This window comes from Parasutterella excrementihominis YIT 11859, assembly GCF_000205025.1.
Classification (GTDB): Bacteria; Pseudomonadota; Gammaproteobacteria; order Burkholderiales; family Burkholderiaceae_F; genus Parasutterella; species Parasutterella excrementihominis.
Genome location: NZ_GL883675.1, coordinates 31,149 through 51,107 on the forward strand (window position 1 = coordinate 31,149; position 19,959 = coordinate 51,107).

Genomic DNA, 19,959 nt, shown 5'->3' on the forward strand with positions numbered 1-19,959 from the left:
TTTCATTCTCAAGGAACTTTCGCGAGAACCTTTTTTCCCCAGAGGAACGTACTCATGTTCCAAAAAGAACAAGAAGTCATTCTAAAAAACACTTGAACTTATTGATAAGTAAATGCAAAAAGCAATGATTAAACTTACGATATAAACTTTCTATTATTTTTCAAAGGGTTACTCGAGATCTGATTTCGGTTTCAATATCCAGCCTTTCAGCTTCACATTCATATGTATAGACCATCGACATCAACAAAGATGAAGAAACGAAAGGGTGTGTAAATTGCAACGCATCTGCCCAAACGCGGTACTTGTTCGCAAGTTCACGCTCTTGAGCTCCGCCTTTACCGCAAAAATGAGCTCCGCGAGAATTGAATAAACCCATGTGTGCCCCTCTACTTATAAACTGAGACCGAATGTTCTCCATTACATTGCGAACAGCTTCATCGGGCCACACTCCGTCCTCCCCAACTGGAGCGTGAGAGAACAGATTTCCAAGCCACTCGTCCGCCACCTCAAGACGGTCGAGGTCTGCACAAGCTCGCCTCACTGCTTCAACCCATTTAGATAGTTTCTCCTGCTGTTCTTTTTTAGTAGCTTCATTTAGACCTGGAATGCGTTCAATGGCTTCTAAAAAACGGTAACCGCACTGGGCCAAACTGTCTTTATCTCCCTCAATGAGATCTTCTCCACCATTCTTGCGTTTGTATGTCCAAACTATAGCCTGAACAAACAGTTCAGGATGTTGCTCTGTGTACAGTTCAAGGTTGGGAATCCCGTGCTTATCTTCTCCTCTTGAGGAAACATCAAGTATGCCAAGATATGAGAATTCCAGCCTAGCCTTTTCCTCTAAAGAGAGATCTGATTTACGATCGAGAAGCTGGAAGGCTTCTCGAACGTCATAGCTGTTCAACAGGTACTCCCCTTCTTTGTCCTGACCATTCTTCAACATGTCAGATAACATCTGAATAATGAGTGACGGATTTATTTTTTCTAGATTGAAACGCACCGATGCAAATGCTGCTCTTGGACGTTTAACTTCAAGCAGTCGACGAATGCTCTCATTGTTTTCCTCAAATGAGTCAAAAGAATATTGAGGAATTACTTCAACCCAGTAACCATTCCTGGCTTCAGCCGAAAGTTGATCTACAATTTCCCAAGTAGAGGCTCTATACGGCGATAGAAGCAACAATCGAAGTAATTCCTCTTCAGAAATCTTATTCCGAAGGCTTGCGAGCATAGCTTTCCTTCTGTCCTTATTCAACGACCAGAGGGCTCCTGCTAAGATTTCATTAAGAGAAAGACAATTATTTTCTGAGCGCAAGCACGTTAAGATCAAGTCCTGAACCCTCTCGGCAGCGAGTACGTCGGACACTAAGTACGCGCCAATTAAGCGTCGGGAATTTCCTCTTTCTGAGAGTTCAAGAATGCCAGGGATTCCACGCTCTCGTGCAATTTCCGTTAAAGCATCTATTCGGAGCCTTTGTACTTCTTTTTCTCGCGTTTGGAAATCCTCTTCTTCCACAACTCCTTCAACTGTCCCCTCGAACCATACCTGGCGAAACAGCCACTCATAGTTGTTCAGAATGTCTTTGGGAAGCAATTCATCATAAACTTCCTTGGCTTTCTTTTTCAGAAACGCTTGACTTTCATCACCTGCCCATTTATGTCCTCGACGAGAGAGAACAGCCACACGAATTTTCTCGCGTACCTTGGCAATATCTTCGTCTGGAGCACCTGAGATACGCCAATCTTCAATGATCTTCCAAACACGCTCCTGATCATTTAGCACGAGCACATGTAACTTAGATACAAGATCACATAGCATTTCGGGAGTATAGGTCTGTCTAGTAAGTACTAATTCGATCATCTCCCGCTCCGACGCATGGATCTTTTCAAACGTCATTAGAGGTTCTCCGTACCCATAGCCATCACGACGCCACTTGGGTTTATAGTTGTACCGACCGATCCGTGTCCCGTAATCCTCCATCTGTTTAAGACAAACTCGCCAACCGACTACTGGATGCTTGTCCAAAAGCATCTTAACCGCTCTCACTCGCATTTCTTGATCAGCCGCTGTCTGCGGCATCCATACTCGAAGAATGGAGCTAAGCGATTCAAATGGTTTATTCACCCAATTATCATTAATCTCTACCTCTGAGAGCCGTCCCAAAATGTTCACTACTCTTGGAAAGGTGTGAGGATTCCAAGCTAGTGCCTCAAGGGCCCAAAGTAACCCAGTGCGTGGACAAGTGCTAAATATCCAAGTACCAACAGGTCTTAATAAACCCAACACCTCAGAATTATCTGATTGCAAATCTTGCTCGATGATATTGAGAAACGCCCTCGGAGCAGCCTCTGCATAAAGGGGAAGGTCTCGATTATTAGCCTCTAACTTTCTAGTCGTTAGGGGCATAAGAAGCTCACGGACAATTTTTGCCGCCTCCAATGCCCCATCAAAACCGAGGTGTTTACCAAAAAGGTCCTTGCCATGCACGGCTAACAGAACCAAAGTCTCGGAAATGCCTTCTCGCAATACTCCAGAAAATTCTCGCTTTTTCCCATATAGACCAGCCGCCCATCGTTCCTTTTCCGGCAAGTCGAGCGCCGGATCATCTTCACCCAATACGATTTGCGCAATCTCAAGAAAGCGATAAAGATCAGCTTTAGAGACACTACCTTTAATTGCGAAAATTGCATCTTTTTTGGAAATTACGCCTCGCAAATTACCAAGGGACCAGACTGGGGAATCGTTAAGCTGCAATAAATTAAGAATGCGTTTTTCCAACAATTCATAAGAAGAAACCTCGGCTAGAAGAGAAAGCAATGTTCGATCCGCTTCGTTCTGAGCATCCCATGTCCCAGCAAGAACCAGGGGAACCATATCAGATGCAATTCTTGAATCATCAGCCCATTCAGGTGTTCCGATGGCGGGAACATTCGAAAGTTGACGCCGAAGCACAGTCAAGGAACGCCCTGAAGCCTTCTCTAATACTGCTATGTCATCTCGAGATTTTCCCATTGACTCCAGCGCTTTCCTGAAGGGTTCAGTCCCAAGCGGTTCCAAAACGATATCGGACTTCACCCGGGCGGCATTTCGCGGATAGACAACTATGGAGCGCAACATTGTGCAGTAAGGTGCAAGCTCACGTTCCACCTCACGAGTATGGGCTACTACAATGAAATCAGTAGTTTCTTGTGCAATTTTGGGAAGTATTTCCGTCTTGTCGAACACCAGCACTCGATCCCGATACTGTTCAAGCTCTGGAATATCAAAGACCTGTTTTAAAAAAGCTAGTGCCTCTTCCATAGAGTCAGCCGTTATTACTAACGGCTTTGAGTCGCATTTCTCAAAGAAAGACTTGATCTCACAATTCCACGCTTGGATCGCAGTAGCAAAAAGAGAAGAATGAAGGTAAGGATCCGTCACGTTTGCCCAGTCAGCCCAACAACGCTCTAAGGTTCTGACACCATCGGAAGGGCGCCCCGTCTCGTTTGCAAACCAGATTCGGGACGAGACTGATTGCTCCATCCACTGTTCTAGATCACTTGCGTCATATGCACGAATGTCTTTCCAGAGATTCTTGCCCTTCATCTTCTTGACCCAATGGACTTTGCCTTGCCAGCGTCTCGGAGTGACAAAAACAAACGTAATATTTCTTCTTTCAGCGTCGTTAGTCGCTCTAACACTTTTTTCAAAATCTCCGTCTGCCTTCTTTGTGATGCTCTCCGTAACACCGAACTCCCAACCAGAAATACCATCTGGTATCCAAGCATTACTTGAGCTTGTTTCTAAGAAACCGTCCCAGCCTGGACGCTCGGCATCGTCGTTTCCTGGAAAATCCACTTTTTGAAGTTCATGTCCTGTTGATTGAATAAGCTTACGTAGAAGCACGGCTAACTGGGTACGCGCATGAATTGAAGTTGTAAACCAGTTTATGAGTTCGTTCGCTTGGGTGTTTAAAAAATGAGGCATATAACTGTATGAGTTTTTAACCAGACACTGTGTTATTGGTCGGGTCAACGTAAATAGCAGATAAAAGGCAATGGAAACAAATAGATTTTAAAAAGAAGCCCTTGTTAATTGATTTTAAACAAAAAAAACGGGATAACCAATTGATCATCCCGAATGCTTAAGAAATAGCTAGAAATTCAATATTTTTATTCCCACTCGATCGTTGCGGGGGGTTTGCCAGATACATCATAAACGACGCGGTTAATACCCTTAACCTCGTTGATGATGCGGTTGGAAACCTTGCCAAGAAGATCGTATGGCAGATGAGCCCATTTAGCGGTCATAAAGTCGCTGGTCTGAACAGCTCTCAAGCTGACAACCCAGTCGTATGTTCTACCGTCGCCCATCACACCGACGCTCTTAACCGGCAGGAAGACAACGAAAGCCTGGCTGACTTTGTCATACCAACCTGCATTGCGAAGTTCTTCAATGAAGATCGCATCAGCTTCTCTCAGAAGATCGGCGTATTCGCGTTTAATAGCGCCGAGAATACGAACGCCGAGGCCGGGACCAGGGAAAGGATGACGATAAACCATTTCGGCAGGCAGTCCCAGTGCGATACCGAGTTCACGAACTTCGTCTTTGAAGAGTTCGCGAAGCGGTTCGAGAAGCTTCAGATGAAGTGTATCGGGCAAACCGCCGACATTATGGTGGGACTTAATGGTTTGGGCTTTCTTGGTCTTGGCGCCGTTGGATTCAATGACGTCAGGATAAATGGTGCCCTGTGCGAGCCACTTAGCATTCTGCAGTTTTTCAGCTTCTTCCTGGAAGACTTCGACAAACAGACGACCGATGATCTTACGTTTGGCTTCAGGATCGGTAACACCGGATAACGCATCCATGAACCGGTCGGAAGCATCAACCACAATCAGCTTCATACCCATATTGTCACGGAAAGTCTGAGCGACCTGTTCTCTTTCGTGAAGACGAAGCAGTCCGTTGTCTACGAAAACGCAGGACAGCTGATCGCCGATCGCGCGATGAATCAAAGCCGCCGTAACGGAAGAATCGACGCCGCCGGAAAGACCGAGAATAACTTCATCTTTTCCAACCTGATGACGAATTTTTTCAACGGCTTCCTGAGCGAAGTTGCCCATGACCCAGTCGGGAGTGGCCTTGCAGATCTTAAGAACAAAGGTCTCAAGGATTTCACGGCCCTTCTCGGTATGCGTAACTTCGGGATGGAACTGGACAGCGTAAAAGCCTCTTTCCTCGTCAGCCATACCGGCGATGGGGCAAGTCGGAGTCGAGCACATCAGTTTGAAGCCGGGAGGCATTTCAGTGACTTTGTCGCCGTGGCTCATCCAAACCTTCAGATAGCTCTTGCCGTCTTTATCAGTAAAGTCGGAGATGTTCTTCAAAAGTTTTGTGTGGCCGTGCTCACGAACTTCTGCGTAGCCGAACTCACGCTGAGCGCCGCTTTCAACTTTGCCGCCGAGCTGCTCAGCCATTGTCTGCATGCCGTAGCAAATGCCTAAAACCGGAACGCCGATTTCAAAAACGGCCTTCGGAGCGCGGTCCGTGGATTCTTCATAAGCGCTCATGTGAGAGCCGGAAAGGACGATGCCGCTCGGCTTGAATTCTTTAATAAATCCATCCGATACGTCGCAGGAGTGGACTTCGCAGTAAACGTGAGCTTCACGAATACGGCGCGCAATCAATTGCGTGACTTGGCTTCCGAAGTCAAGAATTAAAATTCGATCGTGGTTCATCTTCGCTAAATATCAATTAAAAACAAAAGTCGGCCCGAGTCTATAAAACTCGAGTCGACCCTTGCCCGTCATATTAATCTGAAATTTCAGACATGTAGGAAAATTAATGTTCCAGTCTGTAGTTCGGAGCTTCCTTCGTGATCTTCACATCGTGAACATGAGATTCACGCCAGCCGGCAGATGTGATTTCAACAAAGCAGGCCTTGTTGCGCATCTCATCAATCGTACGGCAGCCGCAGTAGCCCATAGAAGAACGCAGACCGCCGCACATCTGATAGATGATGGCAAGAACGCTTCCTTTGTAGGGGACCATACCTTCGATGCCTTCCGGAACAAACTTATCAACGTTGCCGTTGTTGTTGTCCTGGAAGTAACGGTCGGCAGAACCTTTATTCATGGCGCCGAGAGAACCCATACCGCGGTAGCTCTTGTAAGAGCGGCCCTGGTAAAGAATGATTTCGCCCGGAGCTTCGTCGGTACCTGCAAACATGCCGCCCATCATGACGGTATTGGCGCCGGCTGCGATGGCTTTTGCGACGTCGCCGGAAAAACGGATACCGCCGTCAGCGATCAGAGGAACACCGGAGCCCTGAAGAGCTTCGGCAACGTTGGAAACAGCTGTAATCTGCGGAACACCGACACCGGCAACAACGCGAGTCGTACAAATGGAACCCGGGCCGATCCCGACTTTAACAGCGTCTGCACCGTTTTCAACGAGGGCTAGGGCAGCAGTGGCAGTAGCAATGTTTCCGCCGATAACCTGAACCTGAGGATAGTGCTGCTTAACCCATTTGACGCGGTCAAGCACGCCCTGAGAATGGCCATGGGCTGTGTCAACAACCAAGACGTCGACACCGGCATCAACCAGCAGCTCGACACGTTCTTCCGTACCGGCTCCGACGCCGACAGCAGCACCGGCAAGCAGTTTTCCGTGTTTGTCTTTGGAAGCATACGGATGTTCGGTTGCTTTGATGATGTCTTTGACGGTCATCAAGCCGCGAAGGTGGAAGTTGTCGTCAACAACCAAAACTCTTTCAAGACGATGCTCGTGCATCAGTTTCTTAGCGTCGTCGAGTGTGGCGCCTTCTTTAATCGTGATCAGGCGTTCGGCCGGTGTCATGATTTCACTAATCTTGGCGTCCATGCGGTCTTCGAAGCGAAGGTCGCGGTGTGTAACCATACCGAGAACTTTTTCGCCCTGAACAACGGGAAGACCGGAAATGTTGTGTTCGCGGGTCAGACGAATCACGTCGGCAACAATCATGTCCGGACCGATGGTGATCGGGTCGGCAACCATGCCTGCTTCGTGGCGTTTAACTTTATTAACTTCGGCAGCCTGAGCCTGGGCTGTCATGTTTTTATGAATAATACCGATGCCGCCTTCCTGAGCTAAGGCAATGGCCAAATTAGCTTCAGTAACCGTATCCATAGCTGCAGAGCAGAACGGGATGTTTAAGCGGAGGTCTCTGGTGAATTGTGTGGAAAGGACGGTCTCGCGGGGAAGTACGTTCGAGTATGCAGGAACGAGGAGAACGTCGTCAAAGGTTAAAGCCTTTTGAAGGAGTCGCATTGTTGAACCTCTAAGCACAAAAAACAATTATACGTAAATTGAAGGAGCTGTATTTGTTGACAGCAATAGGTATTTATTCGAAGGGTGAAATTTTATTTCGCATGTTTTCGACCTCGAGTTGCCAAAAGCGGTTTATTTAAAGCGCGAAGCCGTCTGGCTTCTTTCGGATCGATTCGGAGCGGTTCGGTTAATTCAATTCGGTCCCCGTCCTTGAGGAGGTCTTCTTCTTTGCAGCGCCGGCCGTAAATGCTCAGACCGATTTCTTCGGTTTTTTGCCAGCCGAGTGCGCGCAGTGCGTCCCCGACCGTTGAACCTTCAGGAAGCTCAAGAACTTTTTTGAGCAGTCCGGAGGGTGTTTGTTTTACGGCTGATAACAGCAAATGAACCTCCCGTACCTCGAATAAAGTAAAATTATGCAGATTTTACTCGGCTTTCAGCCTGTTTTCGGCCCTGCCGCATCAATTCGCTGTGAGCCATTATTACTTGGAGAGCAACCTTGGCAATTATTCAAAATAAAAAGGCCAGATTCGACTACGAAATTGAAGAAAAATTTGAAGCCGGTCTGGAACTAAGAGGATGGGAAGTGAAATCCATCCGTGCCGGCGGCGCTTCCATTAAAGAAGCTCACGTTTTCGTCAGAAACGGAGAACTGTTTTTATTGAATGCAAACATTACGCCTCTGAAAACCGCCAGTACCCATGAAAAAGCGGATCCCACGCGTAACCGTAAGCTCCTTCTTCATAAGCATGAAATCATGCGATTAATCGGCCGCGTCGAACAAGCCGGGTATTCGCTGATTCCTTTAGACATGCATTTCAAGGACGGACGTGTCAAACTCGAACTCGGCCTTGGTAAAGGGAAAAAGTTATTTGAAAAACGAGCCGATATCGGTAAGCGAGAGTGGAAACGCGAACAAGGCCGTCTGTTGAAAAACAGAACACTTAACCGAAAATAATCTTTTATCGAGCTGCCGAATGGCAGCTCTCTTTTTGTAACCCTATGAAATACTTCCTTTTATGCCTTGCACAAGCTGCTGCTATTTCTTTGGCAGCCCCTGCTTCTGCCTCTCCTTTCTATCCTACAGAGGCCGCAGTCTTCTTCTCTCCTAACGGAGGCGCTGAGAACGCCATCGTTCAATCTATTGACAGCGCAAAGGTCCGAATTCGTATGCAGGCCTTTCTTTTCTCTAACAAGGAAATTACGCAGGCGCTCATCCGAGCTCATCAGCGCGGCGTGAAAGTCGATGTCATCATTGATAAGAAGATGCCTAAGAAAAAACCGAATACAACGGAAGACCTCTTAAAAACCGGTGTTCCGACTTTCTTTGACACGGCTCACCGAACCGCGCACGACAAAATCATCATCGTCGATGACAATATCGTCCTCACCGGAAGCTTCAATTTCGTCAAAGTCGCCGAAACCAAGAACGGGGAAAACCTCTTAATTTTGAAATCCAAGCCGCTCGCCGAAGAATATGTCAAAAACTGGGAGAAGCATTTCTCTCACTCCGTTCTGGCAGCGCCAGAAAAAGAGAAAGGCACCGAAGTGCCTCTCACAAAAAATCAAAATTAACGCATCAGTTTGTAAATCTTGACGATGTCCTTCTCATAAAGCGGGAGGAAATTTCCTAATTTTCCGGGAATTTCCACCGCTTTTTTCGCGAGCTCTTTGGGATCGGCCTTCTCAGCGCCGAGTTCCTTCAGATTCTTCGGGGCACCCATCTTCTTCAGGAATCGTCTAAAGGCTTTGATACCTTTACGAATAATCTCTTCGTCGGTACCTTCGCCTTTTACGCCCATAACGTTGCGGGCAAACTGAACAAAACGTTTCGGATTGGCATGCCAGACGTACTTCATCCAAGCCGGAACTACAACTGCCAGACCTTCGCCGTGCGTAATCGTCGTATCCCAGGCGCTCAGTTCATGTTCCATCCCGTGGGAGGCCCAGTCTTCGACCTGTCCCAATCCGTAATATCCGTTGTGTGCAAAAGATCCGGCCAAACCGATCTGGCACCAAGCGTCGTAATCCTTAGGATTCTTTTTGAGCTTCAGACCGTTCTTCATGATCGTCTTCATGGCGCTTTCAGCCTGACTGTCCACAAAGTCGGTATTTTTGGTCTGGGTAAAGTAGCGCTCCATGATGTGACTCATCATGTCGATCACACCTGCTCTAATTTGCTTTTCCGGAAGCGTAAAGAAAAGTTCGGGATCGATGACGCTTACAAACGGACGAACTAGAGGAGAGCCGGCGCCGAGCTTTCTGTCTCCGTTTGAAATCACAATACGGATACTCTGTTCGCTGCCTGCAGCAGGAAGCGTGAGCACAGCGGCAACCGGAAGCGCTTCTGTCGGCGTAATTTTCTTTGTGAAGAAATCCCAAACATCACCGACGTAAGGAACGCCGATCGCAATCGCCTTGGAAGCATCAATAACACTTCCGCCGCCGACGGCCAAAATAGCTTTGACTCTGTGCTCGCGGGCCAAAAGAATACCCTTCTGAACAAAAGAAAGCTGCGGGTTCGGTGTCACGCCGCCCAATTCAATCGGCACAAGGTCGGCAGCTTTTAACGACTCGGAGATGCGCTCCAAAAGGCCGCTCTCTTTGGCAGAACCGCCGCCGTAAACCACCAGCACGGGACTCATCGCCGGCACACGGGCACGCATTAGCTCTCCGATACGGCTTTCTTCTCCTTTGCCGAAAACTAAGCGTGTGGGATTAGAGTATTCAAAGTTATTCATTATTTTTTCCTATTTTCAGTTTTAGTTATTGCTGCCCATCGGAGCACCGACGAACAAAAGGGTCCAGGATTCGACAAAAGAAGCGACCGGCGCCGGTAACTCATCGGCATCCAGCAGCGGGAATCCGGCTTTCAAAGCATCATGGATCGCCTTATAGGCTTCCCCTACAAAAATCGCGCAGGCTTTGACGACGACCTCATCAGAACTCATCTCCTCCCCTTCCGGATTCTCCTCGATCTGAGGCAGCGCCTGTTTGATGTATTCTGCCAAACCTTCGGTGGTCCAGTCTTCAGGGCCCGGTTCAAAATGACTGTTGTTGCCGCAGAAAGTCTCTCCAAGCCACTCCATGAGCTTCATATCTTTCTCTGCAAGCTCATCTCTCGTCAGTTCGCCTTCCGCACAAGCAATAGCGCGCTTGCACATATTCACGACAGCCTGGGAGAGGATTTTTCGGACGACTTCAATGTCTACGATAGAAGGAGCCTGTTCTGCCTTGGAGCTGTGATCGTGACCGCAGCAGCCGCGGTTACAGCTCGGTTTAATACATTTAGGCATCGCACTTCTCTTTGGTTAATTTTTTCACCCAAGACTCGAGCAGAGCGTCGAGAGCCTGCGGACCTTTTGCTTCGATCTCATCCGGATTTTTCTGCAGTTCATTAATGAGCTCGTGAACTTGGTTCGTGAATAAGAACATCACGAGCTGCATAAAGACGGCCGGATCAGCGGCCTCTTCCTCTTTGATCCCGAAGCCTTTCAAAGCCTCTGTGAATTCCGCACGAAGCAGCTTTTCAATTCTTTCAGGCGTATTTACTGCCGCCTTTGCATAAGCCGGATTTTGGCCTAAGAGCGTTGTAGCCAAGAATGCAGCGGCTCTCTGGTCGGCTTGAACGACTTCTTCTCGACGAACATTTTTATGAACGGCTTCCGCAAGGCGTTTAGAGACCGCCATTGCATGAGCTCTCAATAAATCTTTAATGACGAGAGGATCGTCAAGATTGGGGAGCCTGACGCCCTCCGGGATTTTTCCTTCTACGGAATCAGAACTAGCCGGTTCGAAAGCATTTTCCATATTTTGTATTTCCCTGCACGAAGATTACCGCCCGCATTAAAAGCAATCTCGGCTTCCCAAACTCGCCCGTTGTATTGGACGGTCGCGTACCGATTGTGCCTCCATTCGTGAACCGTCACGGTCTTACCAATGTGCCGGCGGAGAATTTCGGAATAAAAGTCGACTTCTCTCAAGTGACGCTGCAAAAGCATCAAATAACTGATCACTAAAAGAGAAATGACGGTGAAGATGGCGACTTGTAAATAAACGGAACTGAGGAAGAAGGAAAAAAGGGCTGTCGTAAAGGCGGCAGCTGAAATCACCAATAGAAAAAAATTGCCGAAGTAAAGATCCATCGCGCCGATCACTGCAGCGGCAATAAACCAAAAATACGACAATCCCATAATGCGTTCCCTTCTTTGAGGTCTCTCCTTTGACCGTGAGTCAATTATAGGTTAAGAACGCGAAAACGGCCGCATCCGAAAGGAAAACGGCCGTTTGGTAAAGCTTAGAACCTAAGAATTATTTCTTAACGTCTTTAGCCAGTCTGCGCCAAGTATTGACGACAGTATCCGGGTTCAGAGAGATAGATTCGATACCTTCTTCCATCAGCCACTGAGCTAAGTCAGGATGGTCGGAAGGACCCTGACCGCAGATACCGACATAAGCCCCTTTCTCACGGCAGGCCTTGATGGCACGTGCCAGGAGGATCTTAACGGCTTCGTCGCGTTCATCGAAGAAGTTGGCAACCAGTCCGGAATCGCGGTCCAGACCGAGTGTCAGCTGGGTCAAGTCGTTGGAGCCGATAGAGAAACCGTCGAAGTGTTCAAGGAACTTCTCGGCAAGCAGTGCGTTGCTCGGGATTTCGCACATCATATTGAGGCGAAGACCGTTCACGCCGCGCTTGAGACCTTGTTCGTTCAGACGTTCGTTAACTTCCTTGGCTTCCTTAACGGTTCTGACAAACGGAATCATGATTTCGACGTTGGTCAGGCCCATTTCGTCGCGGACTTTCTTCAGAGCTTCGCATTCCATAGCAAAGCATTCTTTGAAGTCTTCGGAAACGTAACGGCTTGCACCGCGGAAACCGAGCATGGGGTTTTCTTCTTCCGGTTCGTAGAGCTTGCCGCCTAAGAGTTTGCGGTATTCATTGCTCTTGAAGTCGGACATACGAACGATCACTTTCTTCGGATAGAAAGCGGCAGCAATCGTGGCAACACCTTCGGCGATCTTTTCCTTGAAGAATTCACGCGGGTTTTCGTAACCGGCAGAAGCCTCTTCAACCGCTCTTCTCAGATCTTCGGGAAGATCCGGGTAAGCTAAGCAGGCCTTCGGATGGATGCCGATGTTGTTATTGATAATGAATTCAAGGCGGGCCAGACCGACACCATTGTTCGGGATGGACTGGAAGTCGAATGCAAGCTGAGGATTGCCCACGTTCATCATGATCTTAACGGGGATCTCAGGCAGTTCGCCCTGTTTCACTTCTTTGATTTCGAACGGGATCAGGCCGTTGTAAATATTGCCTGTATCACCTTCGGCGCAGGAGACGGTAACTTCCTGGCCGTCTTTGAGGACTTCCGTAGCGTCGCCGCAGCCGACAACAGCAGCGATACCGAGCTCACGAGCAATAATAGCTGCGTGGCAGGTACGGCCGCCGCGGTTAGTAACGATGGCGCTGGCCTTCTTCATCACCGGCTCCCAGTTAGGATCGGTCATGTCCGTAACAAGGACGTCTCCTTCCTGAACCAGGTCCATCTGTTCCGGACCGGCAACAATACGAACCTTGCCGGCGCCGATCTTCTGACCGATAGCGCGGCCGGTTACCAGGACTTCGCCTTTGCCGAGAAGAACGAATTTCTGCTGAACATCAGCCTTCTTCTGGCGGCTCTTCACGGTCTCGGGACGAGCCTGAAGAATATAGAGTTTTCCGTCGATACCGTCTTTGCCCCATTCAATGTCCATCGGACGGCCGTAGTGTTTTTCAATAATACGGGCGTACTTGGCAAGCTGAACGATTTCGTCGTCGTTCAAGGCAAACTTGCGGCGTTCGGATTCGGGAACATCGACCACCTTCACAGAGCGTCCGCTGGACTTGTCTGTGTCGAAGATCATCTTGATCTTCTTGCTGCCGAGAACTTTACGGATGATCGGGAATTTGCCCATTTCCATGATGGGTTTGTGGACAAAGTATTCGTCCGGGTTCACAGCGCCCTGAACAACGGTTTCACCGAGGCCATAGCTGGCTGTAATGAAAACGACCTGATCAAAGCCGCTTTCGGTATCCATCGTAAACATAACACCGGCAGCGCCCTTATCGGAGCGAACCATTCTCTGAACACCGGCGGACAAAGCCACATCAGCGTGGTCGAAGCCTTTGTGAACGCGGTAAGATATTGCGCGGTCGTTGTAGAGGGAAGCGAATACTTCCTTCATTCTTGCGAACACCTGTTCGAGACCGACGACGTTCAGGTAAGTTTCCTGCTGGCCGGCAAAGGAAGCGTCCGGAAGGTCTTCAGCAGTTGCAGAGGAACGAACAGCAACGGAAATTTCCTTCTGGTCGCCCTTGAGCCACTCATAGTGTTCTCTGATTTCTTTTTCGAGCTGAGCCGGGAAAGGAGCTTTTTCAATCCATTCACGAATTTCAGCGCCTGCCTTTGCCAGCTCTTTAACATCATCAACGTCTAACTTGCTCAGACGATCTTCAATTCTTTTATCAAGACCGCCTTCTTTTAAAAAGACTCTGAAAGCTTCAGCCGTCGTTGCAAAGCCGTCAGGTACTCTGATGCCGGCTTCTGTAAGCTGGCTAAGCAGTTCGCCAAGAGAAGCATTCTTGCCGCCTACGATGTCAACATCTGTCATACGAAGTTGGCTGAATGGAATGACGAAACGTCCTTGTGTCATGTTTACCTCGAAATTGAGTGAAAAAATTTGCTAAATTTTAGCCGTTCTTTTAGCGTTAAGTTCGTAACTTCATCTAACAGCGTTAAATTTTATGAATTCAAACGTAAACGAAACCCCTGAAAAACCGACTCAGCGTACCGTGTTTTTTGTATCCGACGCGACGGCTATTACTGCAGAAACTTTGGCAAATGCTGTTTTAGCGCAGTTTCACGGCCTTAAATACCTGCGCTACCGCATGCCTTTCGTCAACACGGAAGAAAAAGCCAAGGCCGCGGCCTTGAGAATCAATGAGGTCGGCAAAGAGAACGGCGTGCGCCCGATTGTTTTCTCTACACTCGTCGCCGGATCTCTGGCTTCGACATTTAACGAATACTGCAACGCCTTCGTCATCGAGCTTTTCCGCTCCTTCGTCGGACCGCTTGAGCGTGAACTCGGTGTTCCGAGTGACCACTCCGTCGGCAAGAGCCATGAAATCGGTGACCAGGAAAGATACAACCGTCGTATTGATGCGATTAACTACACGCTGGCACACGACGACGGACAAACCAACAAAGGCTTGGAAGATGCAGACGTGGTGCTGGTAGGTGTGTCCCGCAGCGGTAAGACTCCGACCAGCCTGTACTTGGCCATGCAGTACGGTATCAAAGCAGCTAACTATCCGCTTATTCCAGAAGATTTCGAGCGCGGCGAACTTCCGCCCGCACTGGAAAACTGCAAAGACAAGATATTCGGTCTTTCCATTTCTCCCAAGCGTCTCTCTGAAATTCGAGGCGAACGCCGCCCGAATTCTAAGTACGCTTCCATAGAGAACTGCGAATACGAAGTTGAAGAGGCTCAGCGGATGATGGATCGTGAAGGCATTAAATATCTGTCTTCCACTTCTAAGTCCATTGAAGAAATTTCAGCGACGATCCTGCTTGAACTCAAAATCAATATTGATCCTCACATGAGTATGTGAGGCCGGACCGAATCGATATTTAGATATGCGGCCGAATCTTCGGCCGCTTTCTATTTGTGCGCAATGCCTGAAAGACGGCGTCTGCGCTGTTCAAAAAGGCAGACGGAAGCCGCTGTTGCAACGTTGAGGCTTTCAACTCTGGAATCCAAAGGAATCAACAGGGTTAAATCGGAAAGTTCCAGGGCTTTTTCAGAAACACCCAGACCTTCGCTTCCGAACACCCACAAAGTTTGGCCCTTTCCCCATTTTTCCTCGTAGAGATCTTTTCCGCCGCGCGCGTCAGCCACTAAACATACAGCTCCGGTTTTTTCTTTGATCTCTGCAAGCTCGACGGAAGAAATAATGTTGCAGAAGAAATGAGCTCCCATGGCTGCACGAAGCACTTTGGGAGACCAAACGTAGGCACATTGCGGTGACAACGCAATATTCGTCACACCGGAAGCCAGTGCGGAACGAAGGATGGTTCCGACATTGCCCGGATCTTGGACGCCGTCAAGATAAATCCAATCCTCGTCTTTTTTGATCTTTCCCTCTTCCGGGATGCGGATCTCACAAACTATCCCGGCACTGGTGTCCACCGGAGAAATCGAAGCATAAATTTGAGACGGCAACTGAACTACAGAAATCTTCAACGACAGGTACTTTTGCAGGATTTCCGATATTTCAAAATTCTTCTCGGCCCCTTCTCTTAAAAATACTTTGCGGACAAGCTCAGGATGCGAAAGAAGTTCTCGGGCCAAATGAATCCCTTCGGCGAGAGATAAACCTTCTTTTCTCGCCGCCCTCGAGTGCTGCGCCAAATTCTTCGCAAGCTTAATCGAAGGATTAGCTGCGCTTGTGATCCGCATGAATTCCATTTACTGTCCCTTTCGCTTTTTACGATCGGCTCGCCGTTCAAACTTCTTAGCAATCAAGGCCACAGGACCGAACGTCATTCGGTGCACTGGACACGGGCCCCATTTCTCCAGCATTTTAAGATGGTGTGCCGTACCGTATCCCGCATGTTGCTCAAAGCCGTATTTCGGATACATTCCTCCCAAGATTTTCATCAAGGCGTCCCGATAGGTCTTGGCCAAGATGGAGGCTGCGGAAATTTCCGGAATCAAGTCGTCGCCTTTGACAATCGGCTCTGCACGGAAAGGAAGCTCTGGCAGGCGGTTCCCATCAACCAAGACTAAGTCCGGTTTTGGATCAAGCTGAAGAACGGCTTTACGCATCGCTGCCATCGTCGCCTGAAGAATGTTCATTCGGTCAATGTCCGCAACCGAACTTTCGGCGATCGCCCAAGCGAGCGCATGCGTTTTAATCTGCTCTGCAAGAACTTCTCTTGCGTGAGCCGTCAGTTTTTTTGAGTCTCTGAGCCCTTCTATCGGATGATCGGGGTTCAAAATCACGGCTGCAGCAACAACCGGTCCGGCCAAAGGGCCGCGGCCCGCTTCGTCCACACCGCAAACAAGTGTGGCGATCGTTTCCTCACCGTCGAATAAATAGTCAGCCATCAGCGTTTTAAAACCTGATCGATTGCCTCTGTTGCCAGCTGAGCAGTCGGCCTCAGCAATGTTTCATGCATTTCTGAAAATACTTCTTTGAGATATTCCTGCCGCTTCGGCTCCAGGGCGTGAAGCAAATGGGACGAAAGGATCTCAGGCGAACAGAACATCTGAACGCACTCGGGAACCAAAGTCTTCTGCGCCAGGATATTGGGCAGGCTGATCCACTTTGTCTGTCCTTTGGAAAGAATCAGCATTGCCGAAAGCGCCGGCATAGCGTATCCGACGACCAAGGGCTTTTTATAAAGTGCCGCCTCAAGCGTTGCTGTGCCGCTCGCCACCAAAATAGCGTCAGCCGCTTCCATCGCCAAATGAGACTTCCCGTCCAAAAGAACGGTATTGTCTTCGACATCAGGAAAGCGATTGAGAACTTCTAAAATCTCTTTTTTCCTTTGCTCATCGGCGCCCGGAACTATGAATCGAGTTCTCGGTTCCTGCTTCAGCAGTAAGGACGCAGCGCCGAAAAATGCCGGCGCACACCAGCGAATCTCGTCTTTACGGCTGCCGGGAAGAATGGCAATGACCGCCCCCTGCGCAGCGATGTTCAGTTTGCGTCTTGCACCTTCCGTATCCGGCACCATCGGAATGATCTCGGCTAGAGGATGGCCGATGTACGTGCTCGGAATGCCGGCTTCTTTAAAAATTTTCTCTTCAAAAGGGAAAATCAAAAGCAGATGATCCACCGCACGTTTGATTTGGTGAATTCTCTGCGGACGCCAAGCCCAAACGGCCGGAGCCACCATGTGAACAACCGGAATCCCCGATGCTCTGACCTTCTCTTCAATCGACAGATTAAAGTCAGGAGCATCAACTCCGATGTAGGCAGCAGGACGAAGCTGGACAGTACGGCGCATCATTTCTCGGCGAATTTTTAAAATTCGAGGCAAATGACGGATCACTTCCAAATAGCCCCGGACGGAAAGTTCGCTGGCATGAAACCAAGGATCCAAGCCGTCTTGAATCATTCGGTTACCGCCGATACCTTCCATCTTAAGATTCGGACGAGACGCGGCAACAGCCGGCAGAACACGCGAAGCTAGATAATCTCCGCTGTTCTCTCCGGCTGCCCAGATAATGCTGTTGTTGGTCAATTGCTCCATTAGCGAGCCAATCCTCGAGTTGCCTGCTCTGTGAATTCGCACATCAGTTCACAGACTTTCTTAGCCTGTTCATCTTCTAATGCTGATGCGTAAGCCTTGATGGCTTCCACGGCCTCTGGAACGGTCTTGCCTTCACGGAAGATCAGTTTGTAGCTTTCGCGTGCCGCGTGCATGGCAGCCCTTGAATAGCCGTGACGCTTCATGCCTTCAAGATTGATGCCGAAAGGAGAGGCAGGATAACCTTGATACATGCCGTAGGGAATGCAGTCCTGACGAACCATGCTTCCGCCGCTCAGCATCGCGCCCTTTCCGATCTTGACAAACTGGTGGATGCCGGACTGGCCGCCGACGATCACGTCGTCGGCAACATGAACGTGCCCGGCAAAGCCGACATTGTTGGCAATGATGGTGCCGTTTCCGATGACGCAGTCATGTGCAACATGAACGTTGGCCATCAGCAGATTGCCGTTTCCAATAATGGTTATTCCTTTGTCCTGCACGGTCCCGACAGAGAGTGTGCAGTGTTCGCGAATAACGTTGTTGTCACCGATGATTAGCTGAGTTTCTTCACCGCGGTATTTTTTATCCTGAGGATCGATACCGATCGCTGCAAAGGCATAAATCTTGTTGTTCTTACCGATCTTCGTATGACCGGTAAGAACAATATGGCTCTGCAAAGTGGTTCCTTCACCGACTTCAACGTGGGGACCGATCGTGCAGAACGGACCGACGACAACGTTCTCCGCAAGTTTGGCTTGAGGATCTACTAAGGATGAGGGATGGATCTGAGCCATATTTTTTCCTTTATTTGGGTGAACGATAAGAGCACATCATGTCGGCACATGCAGCCAGCTGACCGTCAACCGTTGCATCGCAGTGCATCTTGATCATGCCGAGTTTTTCACGGAGGAATGTGCATTCAAAACGAAGCTGATCACCCGGAATCACGACACGTTTGAAGCGAGCGTTGTCAATAGAAGCAAAATAGAAAAGTTTCTCAGGATCTCTTTCGCCGCCCATTCTTGCAAAAGCAAGCATCGCACAGGCCTGAGCCATCGCTTCGATGATCAGAACGCCGGGCATGACGGGAACGCCGGGGAAGTGGCCGGTGAACTGAGGTTCGTTGACAGTGACGTTTTTGATCGCAATCAGCTTATCAACACCGTTCGTTTCCAAAACTCGGTCAACTAAAAGAAACGGATAGCGGTGAGGCAGGAGCCTCATGATGTCATTAATGTCTTGCATTTTACTCTTTCTTAAGGGAATCAACTTTTTCAGCCAGATGCTTCAGCTGTCTGCGCATCTCAGGCAAACGTTTAATTACGGACAGAATGTTATAGAACTCTCTATGAGGCATTGCGGGCATGTAGCCGGCATAGTAGTCAGGTTTCTCGATCGAACTCGGAACGCCTGCCCCGCCGCCGATGATCGAACCTGCAGCGACCTTGAGGTGTCCGGCAAAACCGGAACCGCCGCCGGCCTGAACGTTGTCGCCGATAATCGTGCTGCCGGCCAAACCGGTTCTTCCGGATAGGACAACATTCTTACCAACTTGGCAGTTGTGACCGATCATAACTAAGTCATCAATCTTGGTGCCTTGTCCGATGGTGGTATTCTGCAACGCACCGCGGTCGATACATGTATTGGCGCCGATTTCAACATCGTCGCCAGTTTCAACCGCACCGATCTGCGGAATCTTCACGTATTGTCTGTCCAAAGGCGCAAATCCGAAACCGTCGGCGCCAATCACGGCACCGGAGTGAATGATATTGCGTCTGCCGATACGGCAGCCATAGTAGATGGTAACGTTCGGATAAATACGAGTGTGTTCGCCGAGAACAACGCCTTCGCCGATAACGCTGTTGGCTCCGACAAAGCAGTAAGGCCCGACCTGCGCACCTTTGCGAATTACAACGCCGGCTTCAACGGTTGCGGTCGAATCAATAACGGCACCGTCTTCGACTACGGCTCTGGTATCAACCCCCGGCTCCGGCTGCTCCTGCGGGAAGATGATTTGCAGGGCATATGCAAACCAAGCGTACGGATTGCGGGTAATGACGAGGATACGTTCGGGCTCTTTTTCTCCCCAAATCGCCTGTTTGTCTTCTTCTGTCAAAACCAAAGCTGTCGCTTTGCAGGCGCCAGCCGCATCGCGATATTTGCTGTTGGCTAAAAAAGCAACGTCGCCGTGCCCGGCGGTCTCCAGCGGAGCAATGGACTTAATTTCAGCCTTGCCTCCGTTGGCACTGATTGTGCTCAATAAAGTATCGTTGCTTTTTTCTTTAATTCGGTCTACTAACTCAAGAAGAGTCATCGGCGCTGTTTGTTGAATCATTTGAATCGCCCTAATTAAAAAATTTATGCGGCTGATCT

18 protein-coding genes are annotated in these 19,959 nt (G+C 49.1%); 3 read left to right on the top strand and 15 right to left on the bottom strand.

Translation table 11 applies throughout. From position 1 onward, the window contains the following. Nucleotides 1-160: 160 nt before the first annotated feature. From HMPREF9439_RS00220 to HMPREF9439_RS00235, 4 genes are all read right to left on the bottom strand, one after another. Complete coding sequence (locus tag HMPREF9439_RS00220) at nucleotides 161-4,015, bottom strand: addiction module antitoxin (protein WP_174260295.1); 3,855 nt, start codon at nucleotides 4,013-4,015, stop codon at nucleotides 161-163. A 137-nt stretch (nucleotides 4,016-4,152) separates the two neighbouring features. Continuing rightward, a complete protein-coding gene (guaA, locus tag HMPREF9439_RS00225; RefSeq protein ID WP_008812035.1) occupies nucleotides 4,153-5,718 on the bottom strand; it encodes a glutamine-hydrolyzing GMP synthase in 1,566 nt (521 codons plus the stop codon). A gap of 103 nt (nucleotides 5,719-5,821) precedes the next feature. Beyond that, entirely contained in the window at nucleotides 5,822-7,288 is a 1,467-nt protein-coding gene (gene guaB, locus HMPREF9439_RS00230) for an IMP dehydrogenase (protein ID WP_008812034.1), read from the bottom strand. 92 nt (nucleotides 7,289-7,380) lie between these two features. Beyond that, a complete protein-coding gene (locus HMPREF9439_RS00235) occupies nucleotides 7,381-7,668 on the bottom strand; it encodes an RnfH family protein (protein WP_008812033.1) in 288 nt (95 codons plus the stop codon). A gap of 116 nt (nucleotides 7,669-7,784) precedes the next feature. Here HMPREF9439_RS00235 and smpB point away from each other — a divergent pair, with 116 nt between their 5' ends. Then, nucleotides 7,785-8,243, top strand: coding sequence for an SsrA-binding protein SmpB (gene smpB / locus HMPREF9439_RS00240; RefSeq protein WP_008812032.1), 459 nt, complete (start codon nucleotides 7,785-7,787; stop codon nucleotides 8,241-8,243). A 44-nt stretch (nucleotides 8,244-8,287) separates the two neighbouring features. Then, a complete protein-coding gene (locus HMPREF9439_RS00245) occupies nucleotides 8,288-8,860 on the top strand; it encodes a phospholipase D family nuclease (protein ID WP_008812031.1) in 573 nt (190 codons plus the stop codon). Here the strand turns inward: HMPREF9439_RS00245 and HMPREF9439_RS00250 are convergent. From HMPREF9439_RS00250 to ppsA, 5 genes are all read right to left on the bottom strand, one after another. Continuing rightward, entirely contained in the window at nucleotides 8,857-10,026 is a 1,170-nt protein-coding gene (locus HMPREF9439_RS00250; RefSeq protein ID WP_008812030.1) for an iron-containing alcohol dehydrogenase, read from the bottom strand. The two genes, HMPREF9439_RS00245 and HMPREF9439_RS00250, sit on opposite strands and share 4 nt — an antisense overlap. A gap of 21 nt (nucleotides 10,027-10,047) precedes the next feature. Continuing rightward, complete coding sequence (locus HMPREF9439_RS00255) at nucleotides 10,048-10,581, bottom strand: hypothetical protein (RefSeq protein WP_008812029.1); 534 nt, start codon at nucleotides 10,579-10,581, stop codon at nucleotides 10,048-10,050. Continuing rightward, entirely contained in the window at nucleotides 10,574-11,095 is a 522-nt protein-coding gene (locus HMPREF9439_RS00260; protein ID WP_008812028.1) for a hypothetical protein, read from the bottom strand. Before HMPREF9439_RS00260 ends, HMPREF9439_RS00255 begins: the two co-directional genes overlap by 8 nt. Continuing rightward, nucleotides 11,056-11,478 carry an NfeD family protein gene (locus HMPREF9439_RS00265; protein WP_008812027.1) on the bottom strand — a complete coding sequence of 141 codons (423 nt, stop codon included), beginning with the start codon at nucleotides 11,476-11,478 and terminating at the stop codon, nucleotides 11,056-11,058. Before HMPREF9439_RS00265 ends, HMPREF9439_RS00260 begins: the two co-directional genes overlap by 40 nt. 118 nt (nucleotides 11,479-11,596) lie before the next feature. Further along, nucleotides 11,597-13,978, bottom strand: a complete 2,382-nt coding sequence (ppsA, locus tag HMPREF9439_RS00270; protein WP_008812026.1) for a phosphoenolpyruvate synthase — start codon at nucleotides 13,976-13,978, stop codon at nucleotides 11,597-11,599. Between the two features lie 91 nt (nucleotides 13,979-14,069). On the opposite strand from ppsA, the gene ppsR reads away from it, so the two are divergent. After that, nucleotides 14,070-14,936, top strand: a complete 867-nt coding sequence (ppsR, locus tag HMPREF9439_RS00275) for a posphoenolpyruvate synthetase regulatory kinase/phosphorylase PpsR (protein WP_008812025.1) — start codon at nucleotides 14,070-14,072, stop codon at nucleotides 14,934-14,936. Between the two features lie 50 nt (nucleotides 14,937-14,986). On the opposite strand, the gene HMPREF9439_RS00280 is transcribed toward ppsR, so the two are convergent. From HMPREF9439_RS00280 to lpxD, 6 genes are read right to left on the bottom strand one after another with little or no spacing between them, the layout of a single operon-like run. Then, complete coding sequence (locus tag HMPREF9439_RS00280) at nucleotides 14,987-15,793, bottom strand: TrmH family RNA methyltransferase (RefSeq protein WP_008812024.1); 807 nt, start codon at nucleotides 15,791-15,793, stop codon at nucleotides 14,987-14,989. Continuing rightward, nucleotides 15,794-16,435 (bottom strand): ribonuclease HII, encoded by a 642-nt coding sequence (rnhB, locus tag HMPREF9439_RS00285; RefSeq protein ID WP_008812023.1) that lies wholly within the window; start codon nucleotides 16,433-16,435, stop codon nucleotides 15,794-15,796. It lies immediately after the preceding gene. After that, the gene (lpxB, locus tag HMPREF9439_RS00290) at nucleotides 16,435-17,586 is read right to left on the bottom strand and encodes a lipid-A-disaccharide synthase (RefSeq protein ID WP_008812022.1); all 1,152 of its coding nucleotides are present in this window, start codon (nucleotides 17,584-17,586) and stop codon (nucleotides 16,435-16,437) included. Before lpxB ends, rnhB begins: the two co-directional genes overlap by 1 nt. Continuing rightward, a complete protein-coding gene (gene lpxA, locus HMPREF9439_RS00295; protein WP_008863276.1) occupies nucleotides 17,586-18,380 on the bottom strand; it encodes an acyl-ACP--UDP-N-acetylglucosamine O-acyltransferase in 795 nt (264 codons plus the stop codon). The genes lpxB and lpxA overlap by 1 nt, the downstream gene beginning before the upstream one ends. A 10-nt stretch (nucleotides 18,381-18,390) precedes the next feature. Further along, a complete protein-coding gene (gene fabZ, locus HMPREF9439_RS00300) occupies nucleotides 18,391-18,831 on the bottom strand; it encodes a 3-hydroxyacyl-ACP dehydratase FabZ (protein WP_008812020.1) in 441 nt (146 codons plus the stop codon). 1 nt (nucleotide 18,832) lies between these two features. Continuing rightward, nucleotides 18,833-19,921: a UDP-3-O-(3-hydroxymyristoyl)glucosamine N-acyltransferase gene (gene lpxD / locus HMPREF9439_RS00305; RefSeq protein ID WP_008863277.1), complete on the bottom strand. Its 1,089-nt coding sequence runs from the start codon at nucleotides 19,919-19,921 to the stop codon at nucleotides 18,833-18,835. Nucleotides 19,922-19,959: the final 38 nt, after the last annotated feature.

Coding starts and splice junctions, on each gene's coding strand:
- guaA (WP_008812035.1), bottom strand. CDS start 5,718: ATGAACCACGATCGAATTTTAATTCTTGACTTCGGAAGCCAAGTCACG.
- guaB (WP_008812034.1), bottom strand. CDS start 7,288: ATGCGACTCCTTCAAAAGGCTTTAACCTTTGACGACGTTCTCCTCGTT.
- HMPREF9439_RS00245 (WP_008812031.1), top strand. CDS start 8,288: ATGAAATACTTCCTTTTATGCCTTGCACAAGCTGCTGCTATTTCTTTG.
- HMPREF9439_RS00250 (WP_008812030.1), bottom strand. CDS start 10,026: ATGAATAACTTTGAATACTCTAATCCCACACGCTTAGTTTTCGGCAAA.
- HMPREF9439_RS00255 (WP_008812029.1), bottom strand. CDS start 10,581: ATGCCTAAATGTATTAAACCGAGCTGTAACCGCGGCTGCTGCGGTCAC.
- HMPREF9439_RS00260 (WP_008812028.1), bottom strand. CDS start 11,095: ATGGAAAATGCTTTCGAACCGGCTAGTTCTGATTCCGTAGAAGGAAAA.
- HMPREF9439_RS00265 (WP_008812027.1), bottom strand. CDS start 11,478: ATGGGATTGTCGTATTTTTGGTTTATTGCCGCTGCAGTGATCGGCGCG.
- ppsA (WP_008812026.1), bottom strand. CDS start 13,978: ATGACACAAGGACGTTTCGTCATTCCATTCAGCCAACTTCGTATGACA.
- ppsR (WP_008812025.1), top strand. CDS start 14,070: ATGAATTCAAACGTAAACGAAACCCCTGAAAAACCGACTCAGCGTACC.
- HMPREF9439_RS00280 (WP_008812024.1), bottom strand. CDS start 15,793: ATGGAATTCATGCGGATCACAAGCGCAGCTAATCCTTCGATTAAGCTT.
- rnhB (WP_008812023.1), bottom strand. CDS start 16,435: ATGGCTGACTATTTATTCGACGGTGAGGAAACGATCGCCACACTTGTT.
- lpxB (WP_008812022.1), bottom strand. CDS start 17,586: ATGGAGCAATTGACCAACAACAGCATTATCTGGGCAGCCGGAGAGAAC.
- lpxA (WP_008863276.1), bottom strand. CDS start 18,380: ATGGCTCAGATCCATCCCTCATCCTTAGTAGATCCTCAAGCCAAACTT.
- fabZ (WP_008812020.1), bottom strand. CDS start 18,831: ATGCAAGACATTAATGACATCATGAGGCTCCTGCCTCACCGCTATCCG.
- lpxD (WP_008863277.1), bottom strand. CDS start 19,921: ATGATTCAACAAACAGCGCCGATGACTCTTCTTGAGTTAGTAGACCGA.